Origin of the sequence: Acinetobacter sp. TWP2-2-3 (assembly GCF_049896445.1) — a bacterium.
In the GTDB taxonomy this organism is placed as follows: domain Bacteria; phylum Pseudomonadota; class Gammaproteobacteria; order Pseudomonadales; family Moraxellaceae; genus Acinetobacter.
Genome location: NZ_JAFCUI010000015.1, coordinates 1 through 17,974, shown reverse-complemented (window position 1 = coordinate 17,974; position 17,974 = coordinate 1). Strand labels below are relative to the sequence as shown.

At 42.2% G+C, this 17,974-nt stretch carries 15 protein-coding genes and 4 pseudogenes; 11 read left to right on the top strand and 8 right to left on the bottom strand.

What is annotated here, in order from left to right:
* Positions 1 to 628 precede the first annotated feature (628 nt).
* Together ACP7AK_RS14175 and ACP7AK_RS14170 are read left to right on the top strand one after the other, a co-directional pair.
* Complete coding sequence (locus ACP7AK_RS14175; protein ID WP_225554309.1) at positions 629 to 862, top strand: hypothetical protein; 234 nt, start codon at positions 629 to 631, stop codon at positions 860 to 862.
* A gap of 189 nt (positions 863 to 1,051) precedes the next feature.
* Positions 1,052 to 1,393: a histidine kinase dimerization/phospho-acceptor domain-containing protein gene (locus ACP7AK_RS14170; protein WP_086044954.1), complete on the top strand. Its 342-nt coding sequence runs from the start codon at positions 1,052 to 1,054 to the stop codon at positions 1,391 to 1,393.
* 421 nt (positions 1,394 to 1,814) lie between these two features.
* On the opposite strand, the gene bioD is transcribed toward ACP7AK_RS14170, so the two are convergent.
* The 7 genes and pseudogenes from bioD to ACP7AK_RS14135 all read right to left on the bottom strand — a co-directional run.
* The gene (gene bioD / locus ACP7AK_RS14165; protein WP_425880152.1) at positions 1,815 to 2,480 is read right to left on the bottom strand and encodes a dethiobiotin synthase; all 666 of its coding nucleotides are present in this window, start codon (positions 2,478 to 2,480) and stop codon (positions 1,815 to 1,817) included.
* Positions 2,477 to 3,262, bottom strand: coding sequence for a malonyl-ACP O-methyltransferase BioC (gene bioC, locus ACP7AK_RS14160; protein ID WP_425880151.1), 786 nt, complete (start codon positions 3,260 to 3,262; stop codon positions 2,477 to 2,479). Before bioC ends, bioD begins: the two co-directional genes overlap by 4 nt.
* Positions 3,229 to 4,398 carry an 8-amino-7-oxononanoate synthase gene (locus ACP7AK_RS14155; RefSeq protein ID WP_100535634.1) on the bottom strand — a complete coding sequence of 390 codons (1,170 nt, stop codon included), beginning with the start codon at positions 4,396 to 4,398 and terminating at the stop codon, positions 3,229 to 3,231. The genes bioC and ACP7AK_RS14155 overlap by 34 nt, the downstream gene beginning before the upstream one ends.
* Positions 4,395 to 5,675: an adenosylmethionine--8-amino-7-oxononanoate transaminase gene (bioA, locus tag ACP7AK_RS14150; protein WP_005105916.1), complete on the bottom strand. Its 1,281-nt coding sequence runs from the start codon at positions 5,673 to 5,675 to the stop codon at positions 4,395 to 4,397. The genes ACP7AK_RS14155 and bioA overlap by 4 nt, the downstream gene beginning before the upstream one ends.
* Before the next feature lie 88 nt (positions 5,676 to 5,763).
* Positions 5,764 to 6,474 (bottom strand): hypothetical protein, encoded by a 711-nt coding sequence (locus ACP7AK_RS14145; protein WP_005105917.1) that lies wholly within the window; start codon positions 6,472 to 6,474, stop codon positions 5,764 to 5,766.
* A 66-nt stretch (positions 6,475 to 6,540) separates the two neighbouring features.
* Positions 6,541 to 7,530 (bottom strand): biotin synthase BioB, encoded by a 990-nt coding sequence (gene bioB / locus ACP7AK_RS14140; protein ID WP_005093784.1) that lies wholly within the window; start codon positions 7,528 to 7,530, stop codon positions 6,541 to 6,543.
* A 148-nt stretch (positions 7,531 to 7,678) separates the two neighbouring features.
* Positions 7,679 to 8,287: pseudogene (locus tag ACP7AK_RS14135) on the bottom strand (IS982 family transposase); the annotation flags it as partial.
* Here ACP7AK_RS14135 and ACP7AK_RS14130 point away from each other — a divergent pair.
* The 8 genes and pseudogenes from ACP7AK_RS14130 to mdh form a co-directional block, all read left to right on the top strand.
* Positions 8,276 to 8,806, top strand: a pseudogene (locus ACP7AK_RS14130) (TolC family protein); the annotation flags it as partial. The pseudogenes ACP7AK_RS14135 and ACP7AK_RS14130 sit on opposite strands and share 12 nt — an antisense overlap.
* Positions 8,796 to 9,206 (top strand): annotated as a pseudogene (locus ACP7AK_RS14125) (transposase); the annotation flags it as partial. The pseudogenes ACP7AK_RS14130 and ACP7AK_RS14125, both read left to right, overlap by 11 nt.
* Before the next feature lie 306 nt (positions 9,207 to 9,512).
* Entirely contained in the window at positions 9,513 to 11,669 is a 2,157-nt protein-coding gene (locus ACP7AK_RS14120) for a TonB-dependent siderophore receptor (RefSeq protein WP_425880150.1), read from the top strand.
* 71 nt (positions 11,670 to 11,740) lie between these two features.
* Positions 11,741 to 12,352 (top strand): DUF4198 domain-containing protein, encoded by a 612-nt coding sequence (locus tag ACP7AK_RS14115; RefSeq protein WP_004647798.1) that lies wholly within the window; start codon positions 11,741 to 11,743, stop codon positions 12,350 to 12,352.
* Positions 12,353 to 12,394: 42 nt separating this feature from the next.
* Positions 12,395 to 12,676, top strand: coding sequence for a hypothetical protein (locus ACP7AK_RS14110; RefSeq protein ID WP_004647796.1), 282 nt, complete (start codon positions 12,395 to 12,397; stop codon positions 12,674 to 12,676).
* A 3-nt stretch (positions 12,677 to 12,679) separates the two neighbouring features.
* The gene (locus ACP7AK_RS14105) at positions 12,680 to 14,239 is read left to right on the top strand and encodes a PepSY-associated TM helix domain-containing protein (protein ID WP_425880149.1); all 1,560 of its coding nucleotides are present in this window, start codon (positions 12,680 to 12,682) and stop codon (positions 14,237 to 14,239) included.
* Positions 14,236 to 14,508: a hypothetical protein gene (locus ACP7AK_RS14100; protein WP_005105930.1), complete on the top strand. Its 273-nt coding sequence runs from the start codon at positions 14,236 to 14,238 to the stop codon at positions 14,506 to 14,508. Before ACP7AK_RS14105 ends, ACP7AK_RS14100 begins: the two co-directional genes overlap by 4 nt.
* A gap of 255 nt (positions 14,509 to 14,763) precedes the next feature.
* A complete protein-coding gene (gene mdh, locus ACP7AK_RS14095; protein WP_425880148.1) occupies positions 14,764 to 15,936 on the top strand; it encodes an iron-dependent methanol dehydrogenase in 1,173 nt (390 codons plus the stop codon).
* 505 nt (positions 15,937 to 16,441) lie between these two features.
* Here mdh and ACP7AK_RS14090 read toward each other — a convergent pair.
* Positions 16,442 to 17,623: a helix-turn-helix domain-containing protein gene (locus tag ACP7AK_RS14090; protein WP_004647792.1), complete on the bottom strand. Its 1,182-nt coding sequence runs from the start codon at positions 17,621 to 17,623 to the stop codon at positions 16,442 to 16,444.
* 203 nt (positions 17,624 to 17,826) lie between these two features.
* On the opposite strand from ACP7AK_RS14090, the pseudogene ACP7AK_RS14085 reads away from it, so the two are divergent.
* Positions 17,827 to 17,974, top strand: a pseudogene (locus ACP7AK_RS14085) (aldehyde dehydrogenase); the annotation flags it as partial.

Below are 17,974 nucleotides of genomic sequence, written 5' to 3'. Positions count from 1 at the left end.
AGTTTATTGTACTTAAACACTAAATTGGTATGACCAATTTAGTGTTTAAGAGATAAAATGTGCATTTTGTATTGGCGATATTAGTAATATTAGCCCAAAAACACAATATAAAAGATTTAATTTATTTTTTGGTATGACCAATTTTCATAATCTCTTAAAATTTTATATATTAGATTTCTTTCATAATTCACTTTTTACTCAGCTCAAAATTATAGATTCCCACAATTAAATTAAATCTTAATCCTAGTCTTTTGCCAGGGTTGTGATATCGCTCGGCAAGGATTTTGAAGGTTTTCAAAGTTCCAAATACCTGTTCAATCCCAATTCTTCTTTTATTGATTTCTTGGTTATAAAGTTTTAGCTCGAGATCTGGTTTTTAGTGCTTTTTTGCTTTTAATGGCCATAAACTATTTGGATACAATGTATAAATCCCTTGATAGCCTTTATTTGCAAGAGGCTTTGTTGCACAAACCTACCACTGAAAGCTTCTTGGGGAATATAATTTCTAAATGAAGAGGTCTGCACCCAAGATCTATCGTACAACCAGTTGATCTACCTACAATAAAGCCTTGCTCAGTCAAGGAAATATATCAATTTGGTTTGATTCAGCCATCCAATGGTCGCTCGATTGACTCAACAACTGCCGATGCAAAACTTGGATGAAAATGTACTAGCCCAACAACTTCATTCCACCAATCAAGAGCAGTTGATTGCCTATAAAGTGTCTTTATTTGGCTCTGACGTCAGTGTCGTTCAGCATGTGGTAGCAAAAACCCGAGGTGCACCGAAAGATTTAAGCCACCAAGTAGTTGGCTTTAGTACAAAGCAACAAGGTGAGGCTCAGTTATGTGTTACGTCGTGAGGATATTCAAGTGGTGGCAGCAGAGCGGATGTTCCTACGTGGATAATTGCTCAAAAAGATTTTATAATCGGTATTAATACCAATAATTTTGTCTTTATTGCTATGTATAGACTTAATCGTTTTGATTATTCGTCGAGAGCTTAAAGCCTTAGATGAAGTTTCAACCTTTTAAGTCAGCCAAATTTATCAGTGAATGATGCTACTCACTATTTAAAAACCTTAGATGCCAAAGTAATGCCTTCCAAGGTACAGTCCTTTGCCCAAAACTCTAAGCACTTAATACATAAACTGCATCAAAATCCGGAAAATGAAAAAGTATTTAGTTCATACGCCGCCCATGAATTGCGTAGTCCTTTAACCGCGATCAAAACTCATATTCAGCTTGCACAACTGATGGCAGAACAACAGGCAAGCTCGCCCAAATTGCAACAGAGCTTGCAGCAGGTACACCTTGGTATCCGCCGATGTACCCAGCTACTGGAACAGCTTCTAGCACTTTCCTCTACCGATCAAGTACTGAGTGATATGTAGTACAGTATTGAAATTGCACGGCTCCTGACTCAGGTGATTGCCGATTTACAGTCGCTTTATCCGGAAATTGAACCCAGTTTAACAATTGACTGACCGAGCCTGACCCGAATTGCCCTACCCGATTTTGAACTAGATACCGTCTTTAAAAACCTACTTAACAATGCTCTATTGCAGGCACAGGCAAACACCATTTCAATTGCTATGCTGCATGTGTGCTGATCATTCATAATGATAATCAAAGGTTGAAGATATGCATACTTGGGACAGCGTTTCTGGCATAAATCTCCCTAGCAAAATGGGCATGGGCTAGACTTATATTTGATGAAAATGGTGTTAAACAAATATGGCTATCAGATTCAATTTACAGTGGCGCAACCTCAATATTTAAGCATTCACATCAGCCTCGCTGCAAGCGGATCACTTACTTATGAGAAGACAGGGCTAAATTTAAAGCTGGAATATCAACCCATGTCGTATCAGCAAAATCACGCTGCAAATACTGTTTTAAATAAGCAATGGTATCTTCAGCGATCAAGGGATCTTTGGAGTTATCTGCATGATTAAAAGCAATGGCATATAATTGAACCCCGCGGAGTTTTAACAACTCAAGACTCAGCAAGGTATGATTAATACTACCCAAACGCCCTGAAGTGACCAGAATCACCGGATAATTATGTGTCTGAATATAATCAATAGTTAGGAACTCTTCGGTTAAGGGCACCATTAGACCACCTGCACCTTCCAGCAAAATACAGTCATAGCCCGCAGCCAGCTGTTCGGTGGCCTGCTGAATCTGTTCAAAATTAATGGCTCGCCCATCTAGACGCGCAGCAAGATGCGGTGAAGCCGGATACGTAAAAATTTCCGGCATGGTCAGTTTTTGCTGGTCTTCCGGTAACAGTCCACAACCCATAATTGCACGATGCTGTTCGATATCTTCTGATATATCGACATTTCCGGTCTGGATCAGCTTTTGGGTTATGGTACGAATGCCCTGCTCATTCCAATTTTTGGCCAGAAAACCAGTAGTAAAGGTTTTACCAATTGCGGTATCAATGCCGCTGACAAAATAAATCTGTGCGCTCATGCTGTCTTCCGTGCAATGACATAAACCGGATGATAGGTCAGTGCATACTGTTTGCTTTCAGGGTCTTGGAATTGTTGATAGCCGGTATAAAAATCCTGTAAGGACGATTTTGTCCACCGAAACCCCTGTGCCGTCGCCTGTACACCAGTGGCTTTGATATGCTGTAACACCTGTTTCGGATGCTCAAAATGCAAGGTCATCTGTTCTTCTGTCTGCAGCAGAATGTCAAAGCCTAAGGATTCAAGCAGTTCACAGACCTCCGCTAAAGGCAGATAATCCAAGCCCTGTCCGGTCAGTGCCTTAATTTCCTTTAAATTATTGTCCGTATAACTGGCAAAACACAGATGCCCAGAGGGATTTAAGGCCTGCGCAATGTTGAGCAACAATGCTTTTAAATCCGAGATCCATTGCAATGCAGAACACGACAGCACCATGTCCAGAGACTGCGGCAGTGGCAAGGTTTCAATATTACCAATCCCCCACAAAAGCCGATCATCTTCCGGGAAATGCTGCTTCACTTCGGCATATAGGTCATTTAAAAATAAATGATCAAAGCTGTAATACTGCATAAAAAGCCGGGTAAACAATCCTGAACCGCAGCCAATTTCCAATACCCGTTGCAAATGTGGTTGTGCTACATGCTGCTGCATGAACTGCATCAACTCTGCCGCTACGGCACTTTGTACCAGCGCATGCTGCTCATAACTGAGATTTGCCTGAGCAAAACGCTGGGCAATCTGTTTGCTGTTCATCGCGGCAAATTCCTCAGCACCTGCAGACATGCGTCCAGCTCATCCGCAGAAATGTTCTGATTCAGGCAGATTCTGAGTCTGGAGGTGTTGGCAGGAACCGTTGGCGGACGTACTGGTAGCACATAAAATCCCTGCTGTTGCATAATTTCAGCCGCCTGAATGGTGCGTTTTGCCTCACCAATCAGTACCGGCACAATTTGCGAGGTTGACGGACAGTGATATCCCAAGTCTTGAATGCCCTGCTGACAGCGTACAGCCAATGCTGCCAAATGTACTCGTCCCGCCTGAAGCTGCTGTACCTTCTGAAAAATAAATCTAGTCCAGGCCATACATAGTGGCGGCTGGGCGGTACTAAAAATTAAAGGTCGCATGCTATTGATCAGATAGTCACGAATCACTGGCGCACAGACCAGATAACCACCAACTGAAGCCAAAGCCTTGCCAAAGGTACCGACTAGGAAATCAATTTGATCCAATACTTGATACTGTTCTGCGCAGCCCAATCCACGTTCACCGCGCACACCAATTGCATGTGCCTCATCGACATAGAGCATGACTTTTGCAAACTGCTGTTTTAATGCCACCAAAGCAGCTAAATCTGTTTCATCCCCATCCATACTGAAAATTGATTCAGTTACCACAATGATGCGCTGGATAGATTCATCTGACTGATATTTTTCTAAAAACTGAGTCAAATGCTGCAGGTCATTATGGCGGTAACGCACATAGCCAGCTTTAGATAAACGAATCCCGTCGATAATACTGGCATGTACCAGTTTGTCAGCAATGATCATGGTTTTAGCATTACTGAGCGCAGGAAGAATCCCGATATTCATGTGATAACCACTATTAAACAGCAGTACTGAACGTCCAAAAGCCTGTGACATCTGTGCTTCAAGTTGTTCAAAATTGGGAAAGTTTCCTGTCAGTAAACGTGAAGAGCTTGAACTCATATATCGCTCAGACATCGGCGTGAGGTCAAAAAATTCTTCACGTAGCGTTAAGTTGGATGCCAGACCTAAATAGTCATTGGATGCCAGATTCAGCATCTCTTGGCCATTGAGTTGCAATCGTGGCTGGCTAGAAATATTGGACTTAAACTGGCGATATTGCCCTTGCTGTTTCAAGTCATCTAGCTGCTGCTGGAAATGCTCAAGATGGTTCATGCTACTGCCTCTATCTGCTGAATCATCTCCCGCATATGCTTTAATAAAGTTTCAAGTTGCTGTGTTGAAATTACATATGGCGGCATGACATAGACCAGACGGCCAAAAGGACGAATCCAGACGCCACGGCATACACATTCAGCCTGAAAACGCGCCAAATCAATAGTTTGATGTAGCTCAACCACGCCAATTGCGCCGAGGACACGCACATCTTTGACTTGTGCCAAGGATTTTAAATCCAGTAAATATTGTTCTAGTGTCCTTTCAATCTGTTGAATACGCGTCTGCCAGTCTTGAGCCAGTAACAGCTGAGTACTTTTTAATGCGACCGCACAGGCCAACGGATTAGCCATAAAAGTTGGGCCATGCATGAACACACCCGCTTCACCACTTGAAATCGTCTCTGCTACATGGCGAGTGGTTAAGGTCGCTGACAGGGTCATATAACCACCAGTCAATGCCTTACCGATACACATAATGTCTGGTGTGACCTGAGCGTGTTCATAAGCAAATAGTTTTCCAGTGCGGCCAAAACCGGTGGCAATTTCATCTAAAATCAGCAGTACATCGTACTTTTCACACAACAACTTAGCTTGCTTTAAATATTCTGGATGATAGAAACGCATCCCGCCTGCACCTTGCACAATCGGCTCAATGATCATGGCAGCAATCTGTTGATGCTGCTGTACCAGCAGGTGCTCAAGTGGCTGTATATCTTCGGGTTGCCATGCCCCATCAAAACGGCTTTGAGGTGCCGGAACAAATAAACGGTTCGGCAAACTCGAACCAAAAATTTGATGCATACCAGTTACAGGATCACAAACCGACATGGCATTCCAGGTGTCGCCATGATAGCCAGACCGTGTGGTAACAAAGTTAGTTTTTTGTGGTTGCTGACGTGCATTCCAATATTGCACAGCCATTTTCAACGCCACCTCAACCGCGACCGAGCCGGAATCGGCAAAGAAAATTTTATCCAGTTCAGGCGCCGTGATCTCAAGTAGCAGTTTAGACACATCAATCGCAGGCTGATGAGTCAAACCACCAAACATGATATGTGACATCGACTCTAATTGTTTTGTTACGGCCTGATTGAGTTCAGAATGATTATAACCGTGAATTGTGCACCACCAGGACGACATGCCATCAATCAGCTCGGTACCATCTTCAAGTTCAATGACTGCACCATGTGCAGCTTTAACTTTGTAACATGGCAAGGGTTGTGTCATGGAGGTATAAGGATGCCAAATATGCTGTTGATCAAAAGCGTCCTGCACAGAATTTACCCCAATTATTAAAACTAAAACTGATCTTAGCGCGTTAAATCTGAAAATGAAACGTCAAGAGCTACCAATCTCTTTTTGCTTAAGCCAGATCGGCTAAAAATTTTAAAATTGGCTCAACGAGTAACTTGGCATCAAAAAGGATGGCATCGTGCGTGCCCTGTATTTTTACCAAATTCAGATTTTGGGTTGTTAAAAACACAGATTCTTGACTAACTTTGTAAGGAACCAACATATCATTCTCGGAAAATATAAATAGCATCTTGACTGAATGATTTTTTAAGATATCCACTAGATTTAATTGCTGCAATAGATAAAGATGCTTAACCTGATAGTTTAAATCAATACTATTTAACTGTTGGTGCAATAATTTTGCACGTTCACGCGCTGCTGCGCCAGCTAAAGTGACCAAGGTACAGAAGCGCTGCATCCCGCGTTTTGGATCAGCCAGTATGGAGGATTTAAATTGTGTATATTGTTCAACTGGCATTGCATGTGGCCATGCTTCGTTGGCCACGAAACAGGGATTTGACATACAGCAAATCACTGGCTTGGCAATTTTCAATTGTTGCTGGATTTCATTAGCCAGCAAAAGTGCCAACTGTCCACCCAAAGACCACCCCATCAAGACATCAAACGAACTCGCCTGCCTGACTTTTTCGGCCAAAAGACTTTCTACGTTAGGATCGAAAATATCCCATACTTTAACTTGATGCTGCTGCCGCAACTGTTCTACAAACGGGGTTAAGACCGCTGTTCCTAGCCCCCAACCCGTAATCATCAGTATCTTCATTTTGTCTGTTCCAATAAAAAAGGGACCAATTCAAGTTGAAATGATCCCTGTTTGTTACACGATTAATTAAGCAGGTTGCATCGCATCTACAGCCAATTCTTTAGCTGTTTTCTTGGCAGCTTCAGCTTTTAAGCCTAATTTAGCAAACAAGGCTTTGTCTTTACCTTCACCACTGTTCGGGGCAGTAAGCAATTTATCACCTGAAAATAATGAGTTAGCTCCAGCCATAAATGCCAGTGCCTGATCAGAGTCAGAGAGAGATTCACGACCTGCCGACAAGCGGATATAACTCTTCGGCATAATAATCCGTGCTACCGCAATAGTACGAATCCAGTCAATCACATCCAGTTTTTCAACATCGGCCAGTGGTGTGCCTTCAATAGGAACCAACATATTTATGGGCACCGAACCCGGGTGAATCGGCATAGTCGCTAGTTCAAATAACAAACCGACTCGGTCTTGTACGCCTTCGCCCAAGCCGACAATACCGCCACTACAGACATTAATTCCGGCATCACGTACATGATCAAGCGTATTTAAGCGGTCATCAAAGCTACGTGTACTGATGACATTGGCATAATATTCACGTGAGGTATCAAGGTTGTGGTTGTAATAATCTAGCCCTGCATCTTTCAGACGTTCCGCTTGTGAGGCATTCAGCATTCCTAGAGTCATACAGGTTTCCATGCCCAGTTTCTTGACTTCCTGCACCAATTCCAGCACATACGGCATATCGCGTTCATGCGGGTTACGCCATGCTGCGCCCATGCAAAAACGGGTCGAACCGGAAGCTTTGGCCTGTTTGGCTTCAGCAATCGCCTTTTGTACTTCTACGCGTTTTTCAATTTCCAGATCAGTATCATAATGTGCAGATTGCGAACAGTATTTACAATCTTCCGGACAACGGCCCGTTTTAATTGAAAGTAGAGTACTAACCTGAACAGTATTCGGTTCAAAGTTTTGGCGATGAATTTGCTGTGCCTGAAACAGTAAATCCATTAAAGGCAAGTCATAAATTTCTTGTATTTCGGCACGTGACCAATCATTACGGATCATCTTGTCTGCATCATCTAAAATTCCATTGAGTAAATCATACGCTGTTTTTTTTATTTTTCTTTAACGTTTTCTTTCATATTCATTGCCTGCTTAAAATAGCTTTAGTGTATCAAGCTATTTTTGAAAGCTTATTTAACCCGAATCCTGCTTAAGCCGATGATTCCTTAATTTGAATTGTTGGCTTATTTCGATGGGTTAATTTATATGCACATAGTGAGGCGTAAATTCCACGCAGAAATCCATGAAGACTACGTGCTTTACTCGTCACTAAATTGTATTGCCCCTTCAATAAGCCGAATAATATTTCTATTTTATTGCGTTGTCTTAAGTGATATTTATCTGATGCACAGAGTTGAATAGCCTGCATATTCTTCCGATGATAAGTAATTAAATCAATACCTTGATCTTTCAATCTAATTTTTAATTCTTGGCTGATGTAACCTCGATCCCCGTAAAGTTTTGCTTCTATACCAGCAACCAATTGCTCAACCATTTTTATATTAGCAACATGTCCATTCGATAAGGCAGAACAGGCAATTTCACCAAATTGATTCATCGCAATACGTAATTTACAGCCATAAAACCAGCCCATTGAGCTTCTACCATGTGATGCAATTTGGATTAATGATTTATGACGCTAAATACGTTGATTTTTACAAATTGGCAGAGTTGTTGAATCAATCCATAAATATTGTGTACCTTGGCCTTTCATCAGTGCCACATGTAAAGCATGTAGAGCTAATTCATGCATACCCAATTGGCTCAAGCCAATGTGAAAGCCCAGCAAGCGGCAAAAAAACCGAATGTTTTTGCTTTTGGCGAATATAGTCTGGATCAAAATGAAAACTGGATTGTCGGAGTTGCCGCACGCTATAACCTGTTTTCCGGGATCGATAAAAACAAGAATATTCAGGCTGCCGAACTCAAACGCTCTGCTACAGAATTACTCACTGCACGCACCCAGCAAGAAATTGAAAATCTGATTTATAAATCTTATAGCGAAGCACTAAGTGCACAGCAAAGTGATGCACTTCTGGCACAAAACTTGAAAGCCGCACAGGAAAATTTACGCATCCAAGAATTGTCTTTTAAAGAAGATATGGGCACCGCCACACAGGTCATCGATGCACAAAATATGCTGAGCGGACTACGAGCTGAAACTGCCTTGAATGCCTACAAATATGTGATGTCACTGGCCACCCTATTACAAAGCCATGGCTCGATTACAGAATTTCCGAACTACATTCAACATACCAATACCCACTATAGATGCTAAAACTCTTCAAATACGAGCAGTTCAGCTCACAACGAATAATGTGAGTGATTCACGAATCCTTGGGGAGTTACTTGATCAAATTCCGTTGGATGAACAGATTGATTCAGTTTATACAGACGAGGCTTATAACACCAAGCAATGCCGTCAAGTCATTGCAGACCGGTAAGCATATACGGTAGTTCCCTCCAGAAAAAATGCAAAGCCTTAGAAAACTACAAAAGTTCATTCGCAAGAGCGAAATGAATTACTTCGAACCGTTAAATGTTTAGGCAGGACACTATGGAAGAAATGGTCAGGCTATCATCGGCGAAGTTTGGTCAAAACCAAAATGTATTGCATTAAATTATTAGGCGATAAATTAACGGAATTAGGTCGACCTCATACCCAAGTTGTCACTTGAATTCGAGTAACTTAGAAAAGATCTATCTCTGAAGCCTTTATGCAACAAAGTCACTCCAGATTGAGGATTTGAAAATTTATAGTGCAGTATATAAACAAATTGGTTCAGGAGCACAAAAGTAAGGTAATAACATCTTTTTTTAACAGTGATATTTTATTGTTCCCTATTCCTTACATTAAACTTTTATTTGTAGATTTACCTATCATTAACTCATTTTTCATTTGGATTTCCTATTATATTGAGATTGCTTTAAGAGATATTAAACAATAACATTAGTGATAATTATTATCATTTAAATTAACTAAAATGTCTTCTACCGTTCCTTCATCATTTAAACTATCTTTACTCAGTTTTTCGATTTTGGTTACACAACAAAGTTTTGCCGATGATACTCAGCAATTACCGACGATTACCGTTACAGCGGAATCAGAACAGAGTGAGCTCAGCTCTGAACAGAGTAAAGCCTATATCATCCAAAACTCGTCAACCGCCTCAAAACTGAATATTCCACTTAAGGAAACGCCGCAAACAGTCAATGTCCTTACCCGCCAGCAACTGGATGACTTTGCCTTGGATAATACCCGGGACGTACTGCGCAATACCCCTGGCATTATCGTCAGCAATCAGGAAACGGAACGGACCTCCTACCTTGCCCGAGGTTTCGAGATTTCAAATGTTTTAGTCGATGGCATTGGTATTCCACTCGAAGGCTATAATTATAATAATGATAATCCAGACAGTTTTTTGTTTGACCGTGTAGAAGTGGTCAAAGGCGCGAATGCCTTAAATAATGGAATTGGCGATCCTGGTGCAACCATTAACATGATTCGCAAACGCCCTACTCAGGAACTTCAGGCAGCCTTGAATGCCAGTTACGGTTCATGGAATACGCAGCGCTATGAAGTAGATGTATCCTCTCCTCTCACCCAGGATGGAAAAGTCAGAGGTCGTGTATTTGGCTATCAACAAACAGGCGACAGTTATCTGGATCGTTATGAACTGGAAAAAAACGGCATAGGTGCTGTTGTGGAGGCAGATATTACTGACACAACTCTATTGACTGCTGGCTATACCGAAACCAATCACAAGCCGAATGGTGTCAATTGGGGTTCTAATCCACTGATCAATACTGAAGGCGAGCAGCTCAGTTACTCACGGAATTATAATTACAGCCCAAGCTGGACCTATTGGGATAGCAATATTAAAAGTTACTTTGCTGAGCTGGAACAAAAACTGGGTGGGGACTGGACAGCCAAACTGACCTATGATGAAAAACGCACTCAACGCGATTCAAAGCTCTTGTTTCTGTCCGGCAAACCTGACGCAAATGGCACTTCAGGCATCTTCCTCTACCCAGGCATGTATATTGATGACAATAAAGAACAACAAGCCAGCCTGAGTTTTAGCGGCACCTATCCGCTTTGGGGACAACGCCATGAAGCCTCATTGGGCTATGTTTGGGCTAAAAATCGTCTGGATGAATTGGGTTACGGAGGTAATTTTGCTCAGCCACTTACCACAGATTTAGCCAGTTTTAGCCCAGAAGAACCGAGCTGGGATCTATCGAAAACCAGTGGGGAAATGCATATCCGGCAGAAGAACCAGAGCCTTTATGCTGCGACCCGACTGCATCTGAATGATGATCTGAAACTGCTTTTAGGTGCGAACTATGTTCAGGCTGAAAGCAGTGGTGGCAGTTATGGGACCGACACCATTTATGATGAAGATAAAGTTTTACCCTATGCCGGTTTGACCTATAACTTTAGCCCTGAATATACAGGTTACCTGAGTTATACCTCGATTTTCCGTCCGCAAACCACCAAAGCAGATGATGGCAGCATTAACAAGCCGATCGAAGGTGAAAGCTATGAAGTCGGAGTAAAAGGTTCTTGGCTAGATGACAAGCTTACCGCCACCATGGCCGTGTTTAGAACGGAGCAAAGTAATTATCCGCTTCGTGATTCTGATGGTATTCCGACTTTACGCACAACTCAGGTTAGTGACTTGCGTTCCCAAGGCTACGAGTTCGGCTTGGCGGGACAACTGAGCGACCATTTAAACTTAAGCTTTGGTTATACCCAGTTTAGCCTGAAAGATCTGATCAATGGCGGTGATGCGCGTACCTTCAATCCAACCCAGTCTTTTAATCTTTTAACTACCTATCAGGTGCCGCAACTTCCAAAACTGAAACTGGGCCTTGGTGTGCAGTGGCAAGATCAGACCTATCTAGATGTGCCTGAAGCAACCGCCAATGGAGTGATTACTCAGAAAGCTGGAATCATTGAGCAGGATGCTTATGCGCTCGTGAACTTAATGGCCAGCTATGAGCTGAATGAGCATATGACCTTGCAAGCCAATGGTAATAACCTGACCAATGAAAAATATCTGTTCAATTTCCCGAATCAGCAAGGTTTTTATGGTGCACCAGCAAATTACAGCGTTGCTGTGAAATTTAAATACTGATTTTCAAACTTAGCCTTGACGACATGTTCAGGGCTAAATCATCACTACATACACAAAAACAGGTAAAACAAATGAAAAAAATGATCGCTCTGACTCTCGGACTGTCTATGACACTTTCAGCTCAGGCGCATATGCTTTGGCTAGAACGTGGCACAAATCAGCAGACTCATGCGTTCTTTGGTGAATATAGTGAACAGCTCAAAGAAACGCAGCAAGGTGCCTTGAAGTCTTTCAATCAGGCAAAGGCCGTTCAGGCCAAAAAAACATTTAGTCCTCAAATGCAACAGGATCATTTGCTCTATGCAACCCAAGGCCAGACCGATGTCCAGCTCACTCATGAATTGATCTATGGAGAATCATTGCTGAGCTATCATGCCAAATCCGGCAGACAAAACTTGAAAGCAGAGTCCGAACTGGATATTGTCCCGACCCAGATCAACAGCAATACATTTACGGTACTGTATCAGGGTAAAGCTGCTGCGGATGTTGAAGTCACAGTCTTTTCCCCGCAATTTTGGCTAAAAAAATACACCACCAACGGCCAAGGCCAGATTACGATCGCCACGCCATGGAAAGGTCAATATGTCATTGAAGTTGGCAAAGAAGCAGACAAGGCCGGAAAATTGAATCAGCAGGCCTATAAAAAACAGTATCTGGTAACGACTTTAAGTTTTGTTTATTAAGTTTTTAGATTTTCATCAGCATAGATTTATTCAAGGCCAAATATGATGTCTGTTGTAGTGCAGCCACTCGCCATTTTCTATCGCTTAGGCATGAGCTTTGGGATGGGCTACTTGTGCAGTTATTTGATCGCACTCGATCTGGCTTACTTTCTACAGGCTTTTCTGCCCAAAGCAGAATCCGTCTATTTGGCCGCCGTTATTGCCCTGATTTTTTATGTCTGTTTTGTGATTGGCATCTTCTGTATCCAGAGTTTAAAAAAGCTTTCGGTCTATAGCCTGCTTCCTTTCCTTAGCTTATTTACCATCTCCCGCTTCATAGGTTAAACCATGCATAAATCTGTCCGTCAATCCATGGCATGGCTACATTCATGGTTAGGTTTAAGTTTTGGCTGGCTGCTCTTCGCGATCTTTTTAACAGGCGCGGTCACCTATTACCGGCATGAAATCAGTATATGGATGCAGCCTGAATTTGCCTCAATACAAGTCAATCAGGAAACTGCCTTAAAATCTGCTTACAGCTATTTACAGCAGCATGCACCGGACGCCCAAAACTGGTATATCGGAGTCGCCAATCAAGATTCACCTGTGAATAAAGTCTACTGGCAAAAAGCGGATGGTGGCTATGAAGTCAAAACCCTGGATGCTTCGACAGGAAAAGAATTAAACCTCTCGGCCACCCAAGGGGGAGATTTTTTCTATAATTTTCATTTTCAGCTCTATGGTATGCCCTACACCATTGGTCGTCTCATTGTGACGATTGCTGCCTTTATCATGTTACTGACTCTAATTTCAGGAATCATTACCCATAAAAAAATCCTGACAGACTTTTTTACCCTAAGAGCCTTTAAAGGACAGCGCTCTTATCTGGATTTTCATAATGTTAGTTCAGTGATTGCCCTGCCGTTCTTTTTGACCATGACATTTACCGGGCTGGCGATTTTCTTTTATATCGTACTGCCTTCCGGCATGAAAAAACTCTATCCAGACAATCCCTTTCAGTATTTTGAAGAAATTCGCACAGTCAATGTATTGGCCAACTCTGTGGTTCCGGTGAAAACCGAGATGCTGCCAATTCAACATTTTATTAGCACGGCGCAGCAACACTGGGGACATGCGGAATTTGACAATATCACGGTCAAGCAGCCCAATACCCAGCTGGCACACATAACCTTAACACAGCTCAAAGATCATTCCATTACCCGAAATCAGTCACAGCTCATTTTAAATGCTGCTACCGGAAAATTGCTTGAAAATACACGCAATGAAAGTGCAATTGCCACACTCAATGCCGGCATGTATGGTTTGCATATGGCACGTTTTGCTGAACCTGCTTTACGTTTAGGATTGTTTTTCTCTGGCATATTGGGCTGCGCCATGATTGCCTCCGGTCTGCTGCTGTGGAATCTGAAACGCCAGATTCAGAAAAAATCAGCGCGGTTTCATCTCGGACATTATTTGGTGAACCGCTTGAATATCACCATGATACTTGGCTTGCCGATTGCCATGCTGGCTTATCTCTATGCGAATCGTTTTATCAGCATCCCTGTAGGTGCACCAAATTATGAGATTTATAGTTTTTTCAGTATTTGGCTCGGCAGTTTCATTCTGGCATGTTTAACACCGCAGCAATATTTATGGAAAATTCAGCTTAAAATCCTGATTGTTACTGCTTTTATGCTGCCGCTGATCAATATTTATTATCTCATTTTCCATGATTATATTGATTCTTTTACAACTTACTGGCCATTTCTGCGAATCGATCTGATGTTGTGGAGCTTGGCACTGCTTGCCCTCTTTTTACACCAGAAAATTACGCCCATTCAGCAAAAGGCGGTCAATAAAATTCAGGCCAAACTAAAATCTGCGCAGCAGGAGTCTTCCACATGATATGGATCGCAGTAACCGTTCTTTTATGGCTAAGCTGCTTTGCCTTTTATGCGGTAAGTGCAAAGCAGATCCTAAAAACCCGAAAATCTCGTTACGCTTTTTTAGCTAATTTTCCTACGCACACTAAATTCACTGCGGGTATTTTCTTATTCGTCGCGATGTTTTTATTACGTACCCAGTTTAGCTCCAGTATTAGCTTTGTGGCTTTATGGGTATTTCTAAGCCCTGTACTGTTTATCTTTATCTTAAAAATGAATAAAGCATTTTAGTATTTATTTAAAATCAGAAAGTAGTAAACAGCCTAGTGCGCTACTTACATGCCCTCTATTGAACCAATCTACTCAGTATCTGCTAAACCTTGCCAACCTACTTTTAAATATTTCAGATTCATTATTTTGGCTAGAATCAAAAATTTAAATTGGTAGGTATTTGGTAGGTAGGATTCTTTTTAACTTCATCCAATACTCATATTACGGTGAGGGTCACCGATAAAATAATCAATGAATGGTAGAAGGAATCACGCCATGGCTTTTAAAAATATTTCAGATCAAACTAACGGTTTTTATATTCCCTGTGTTTCACTTTTTGGTCCGGGCTGTGCTAAAGAAATCGGGATAAAAGCACAAAATTTAGGTGCCAAGAAAGCGCTGATTGTAACTGATGCGGGGCTGTTTAAATTTGGTGTTGCAGATGATATTGCAAATTATTTGAAAGAGGCGGGTGTTGACAGTTATATTTTCCCAGGCGCGGAACCCAATCCAACTGATATTAACGTGCATCATGGAGTTACAGCTTATAATGAAAATGCCTGTGATTTTATTGTATCGTTAGGTGGGGGTTCATCACATGACTGTGCCAAAGGCATTGGCCTAGTCACTGCAGGTGGCGGACATATCCGTGATTATGAAGGGATTGATAAAAGTACCGTCCCGATGACACCACTGATTGCAATCAATACTACGGCAGGGACAGCTTCGGAGATGACACGTTTCTGTATCATTACCAATACCGATACCCATGTGAAAATGGCGATTGTAGATTGGCGTTGTACACCACTCATTGCGATTGATGACCCTAAACTTATGTTGGCCAAACCTGCAGGGCTGACTGCGGCAACAGGTATGGATGCCTTGACGCATGCAGTAGAAGCCTATGTGTCTACAGCAGCAAATCCAATCACTGATGCCTGTGCAGAAAAGGCGATTACCATGATCAGCGAATGGCTTAGCCCGGCAGTGGCGAATGGGGATAATCTGGAAGCACGGGATGCCATGAGCTATGCCCAATATCTTGCCGGAATGGCCTTTAACAACGCCTCTTTAGGATATGTGCATGCGATGGCACATCAGCTCGGAGGCTTCTACAACTTGCCGCATGGTGTTTGTAATGCAATTCTGCTCCCCCATGTTTGTGAATTTAACCTGATTGCTTGTCCTGAACGTTATGCCAAAATTGCCCAATTGATGGGGGTGAATACAGAAGGCTTAACCGTAACTGAAGCAGCTTATGAAGCGATTGGCGCCATTCGTCAGCTTTCGGCTTCAATTGGTATTCCATCTGGGCTGACGGAATTGAATGTAAAAGAAGCTGACTTGGCCATCATGGCGGAAAATGCACAAAAAGATGCCTGCATGTTGACCAATCCACGTAAAGCCAACCATGCCCAAGTGGTAGATATTTTTAAAGCGGCGATGTAGTACCTCAATGTAAGTATTCTCTCCAAGTATCTGACTTACATTTTTAACAGCCCCTGTTTCACTTCCTGAGGAAGTGTGCCAAGAGCAGACATGCATTTTCCTGTTCCTGGCTGATCCTTTTGCCTTCATAAGAGGATAAAAGCGGGGGGTGTTTCTTTTTTATGAAGTCCCCTTCATTATTAATATCGACATTAATCCCATGGTAGAAAAATGCCACTATTTTTTTAGCCCGTTCTAGCCATAAATAAAATTTCATAGCGTATTATCTTACGATTATATTTGATCCCTGAGGAATAAACTGCGCGTCCTTCAAATGACATGAAGGTGAGCGTAGCTGATATCAAGCATCTAGGCAAACAGCAAACTGGGTAGCCACTGATAAAAATTTTAGGATCAGGTTCAGTCTAAATTAATAAGTAAACTCACAGTAAGCAAGGATAATACTTAATATTCCAGAATATTCCTATTTTAACTGTTTAGCTTTGTACCGACAGTTACATCAGCTTTAAAGATTTTTATATTTTAACAGAGTCTGATGAACGGGATGGTTTTTGGGCATCAGTTCAATCAGGCGTTCTACAGCATCAATCGCTTCAGGAAAATGTGCCACATGTTTCAGCAAGACATCGGTTTCATTAGCCTTGAAAATGGCATCGCTCAGGCGTGATTCCAGACAATCTCTCCAAGCGCATAGAAATGGACTTTCTGTTTTGGCCAGAAATACGCCGGTACATAATTTCAAGGCTGAATCGATATACCCAGCATCTAAAGATTGCTCTGTCATTAAAAAATCAGCCTCTACATGCGCCAATAAACGATAGGGTCTGGAACCCAGCATACCACCTAATAAATCGCGTAATTGTGACATTTCTGCTTTTAAAGTACCCATACTGACCTTGCGCTCGCCATATAAGGCTTGATGCAATGTATCTAGACTCAGACCCTGCGGACATAAGGCTAGAATGGTCAGAATTTCAATCTGTCGAGGAGTCAGAACCAGCATCTTGCCATTAAACAGCACTTGAGGTACTGAAAAAGCTCGAATAAACAGGCGCTGCTTCTGGCATTCTAGTAGAGCCGACTGGATGATCGTAGCACAGCGCTCCGCAGCTAGTAGTGCTAAACTGTTATGCTTTGGCCAGGTAGTCGACAGATCAATGACACCTAAGACCTGTTTTGAATAGGGATCAATAATCGGGGCAGCGTAACAAACCCAATCATGAATGGAGGACATGTAATGTTCACTGGAAAAGACACAGCTGGATTGTTGAGTTTTTAAGGATAATGCCAATGCATTGGTTCCGACTAGCTCTTCGCGCCATTGCCCACCTTCAATAAAATGTACACTTTCTGCGGCACTTTGCATTTGTGGGCTAGAAGCTGCCCAAATGATGGTGCTGCCGATATCTCCGACCGCCAGCACCATAGAAGATTGCTCGGCAATATGTTTTAAATCCTGAGCACAATGTTGCAGGGCTTGGGCTAAAGTTGAGGAAGAAGTGGTCTTTTTTAAATCCGTCAGCGGTGCTGCTAAACGATTCTTCGGGATTTCAGCCGAGGATGAACGTTGCCAGGAGCTGGCAATACTCTGTCCCAGCTGTTCTGCATGTAAGGGAGACAAACTGCTGTTTTGCCGAAGCTGATCAGTATTGTGCCTTTTTTCCATCAAATCTTGTTTTGTCATCATTCCTTATTCTCACAACAATTCATGATTTACATCCATTGTAATCTTTATTCTTTTAAGACAGATCGAAAAGAGTGTAAACCTGCTTGACTCCAACCTTTCTCCAACCTTATACCAGTTATGTTAATCAAATAGCGTACATAAGTACCTTATACCAAAGCTGTAGAAGCAGTTTGGTCACACGAAAATAAGCAAAGGAAATACATATGCGTTACGTCGATCCTAATCAACCTGATTCAAAAGTTCATTTTAAAGCACAATACGATAATTTCATTGGCGGCGAATGGGTCGCTCCAGTCAAAGGTGAATACTTTGACAATATCTCTCCGGTAGATGGCAAAGTCTTTACCAAAG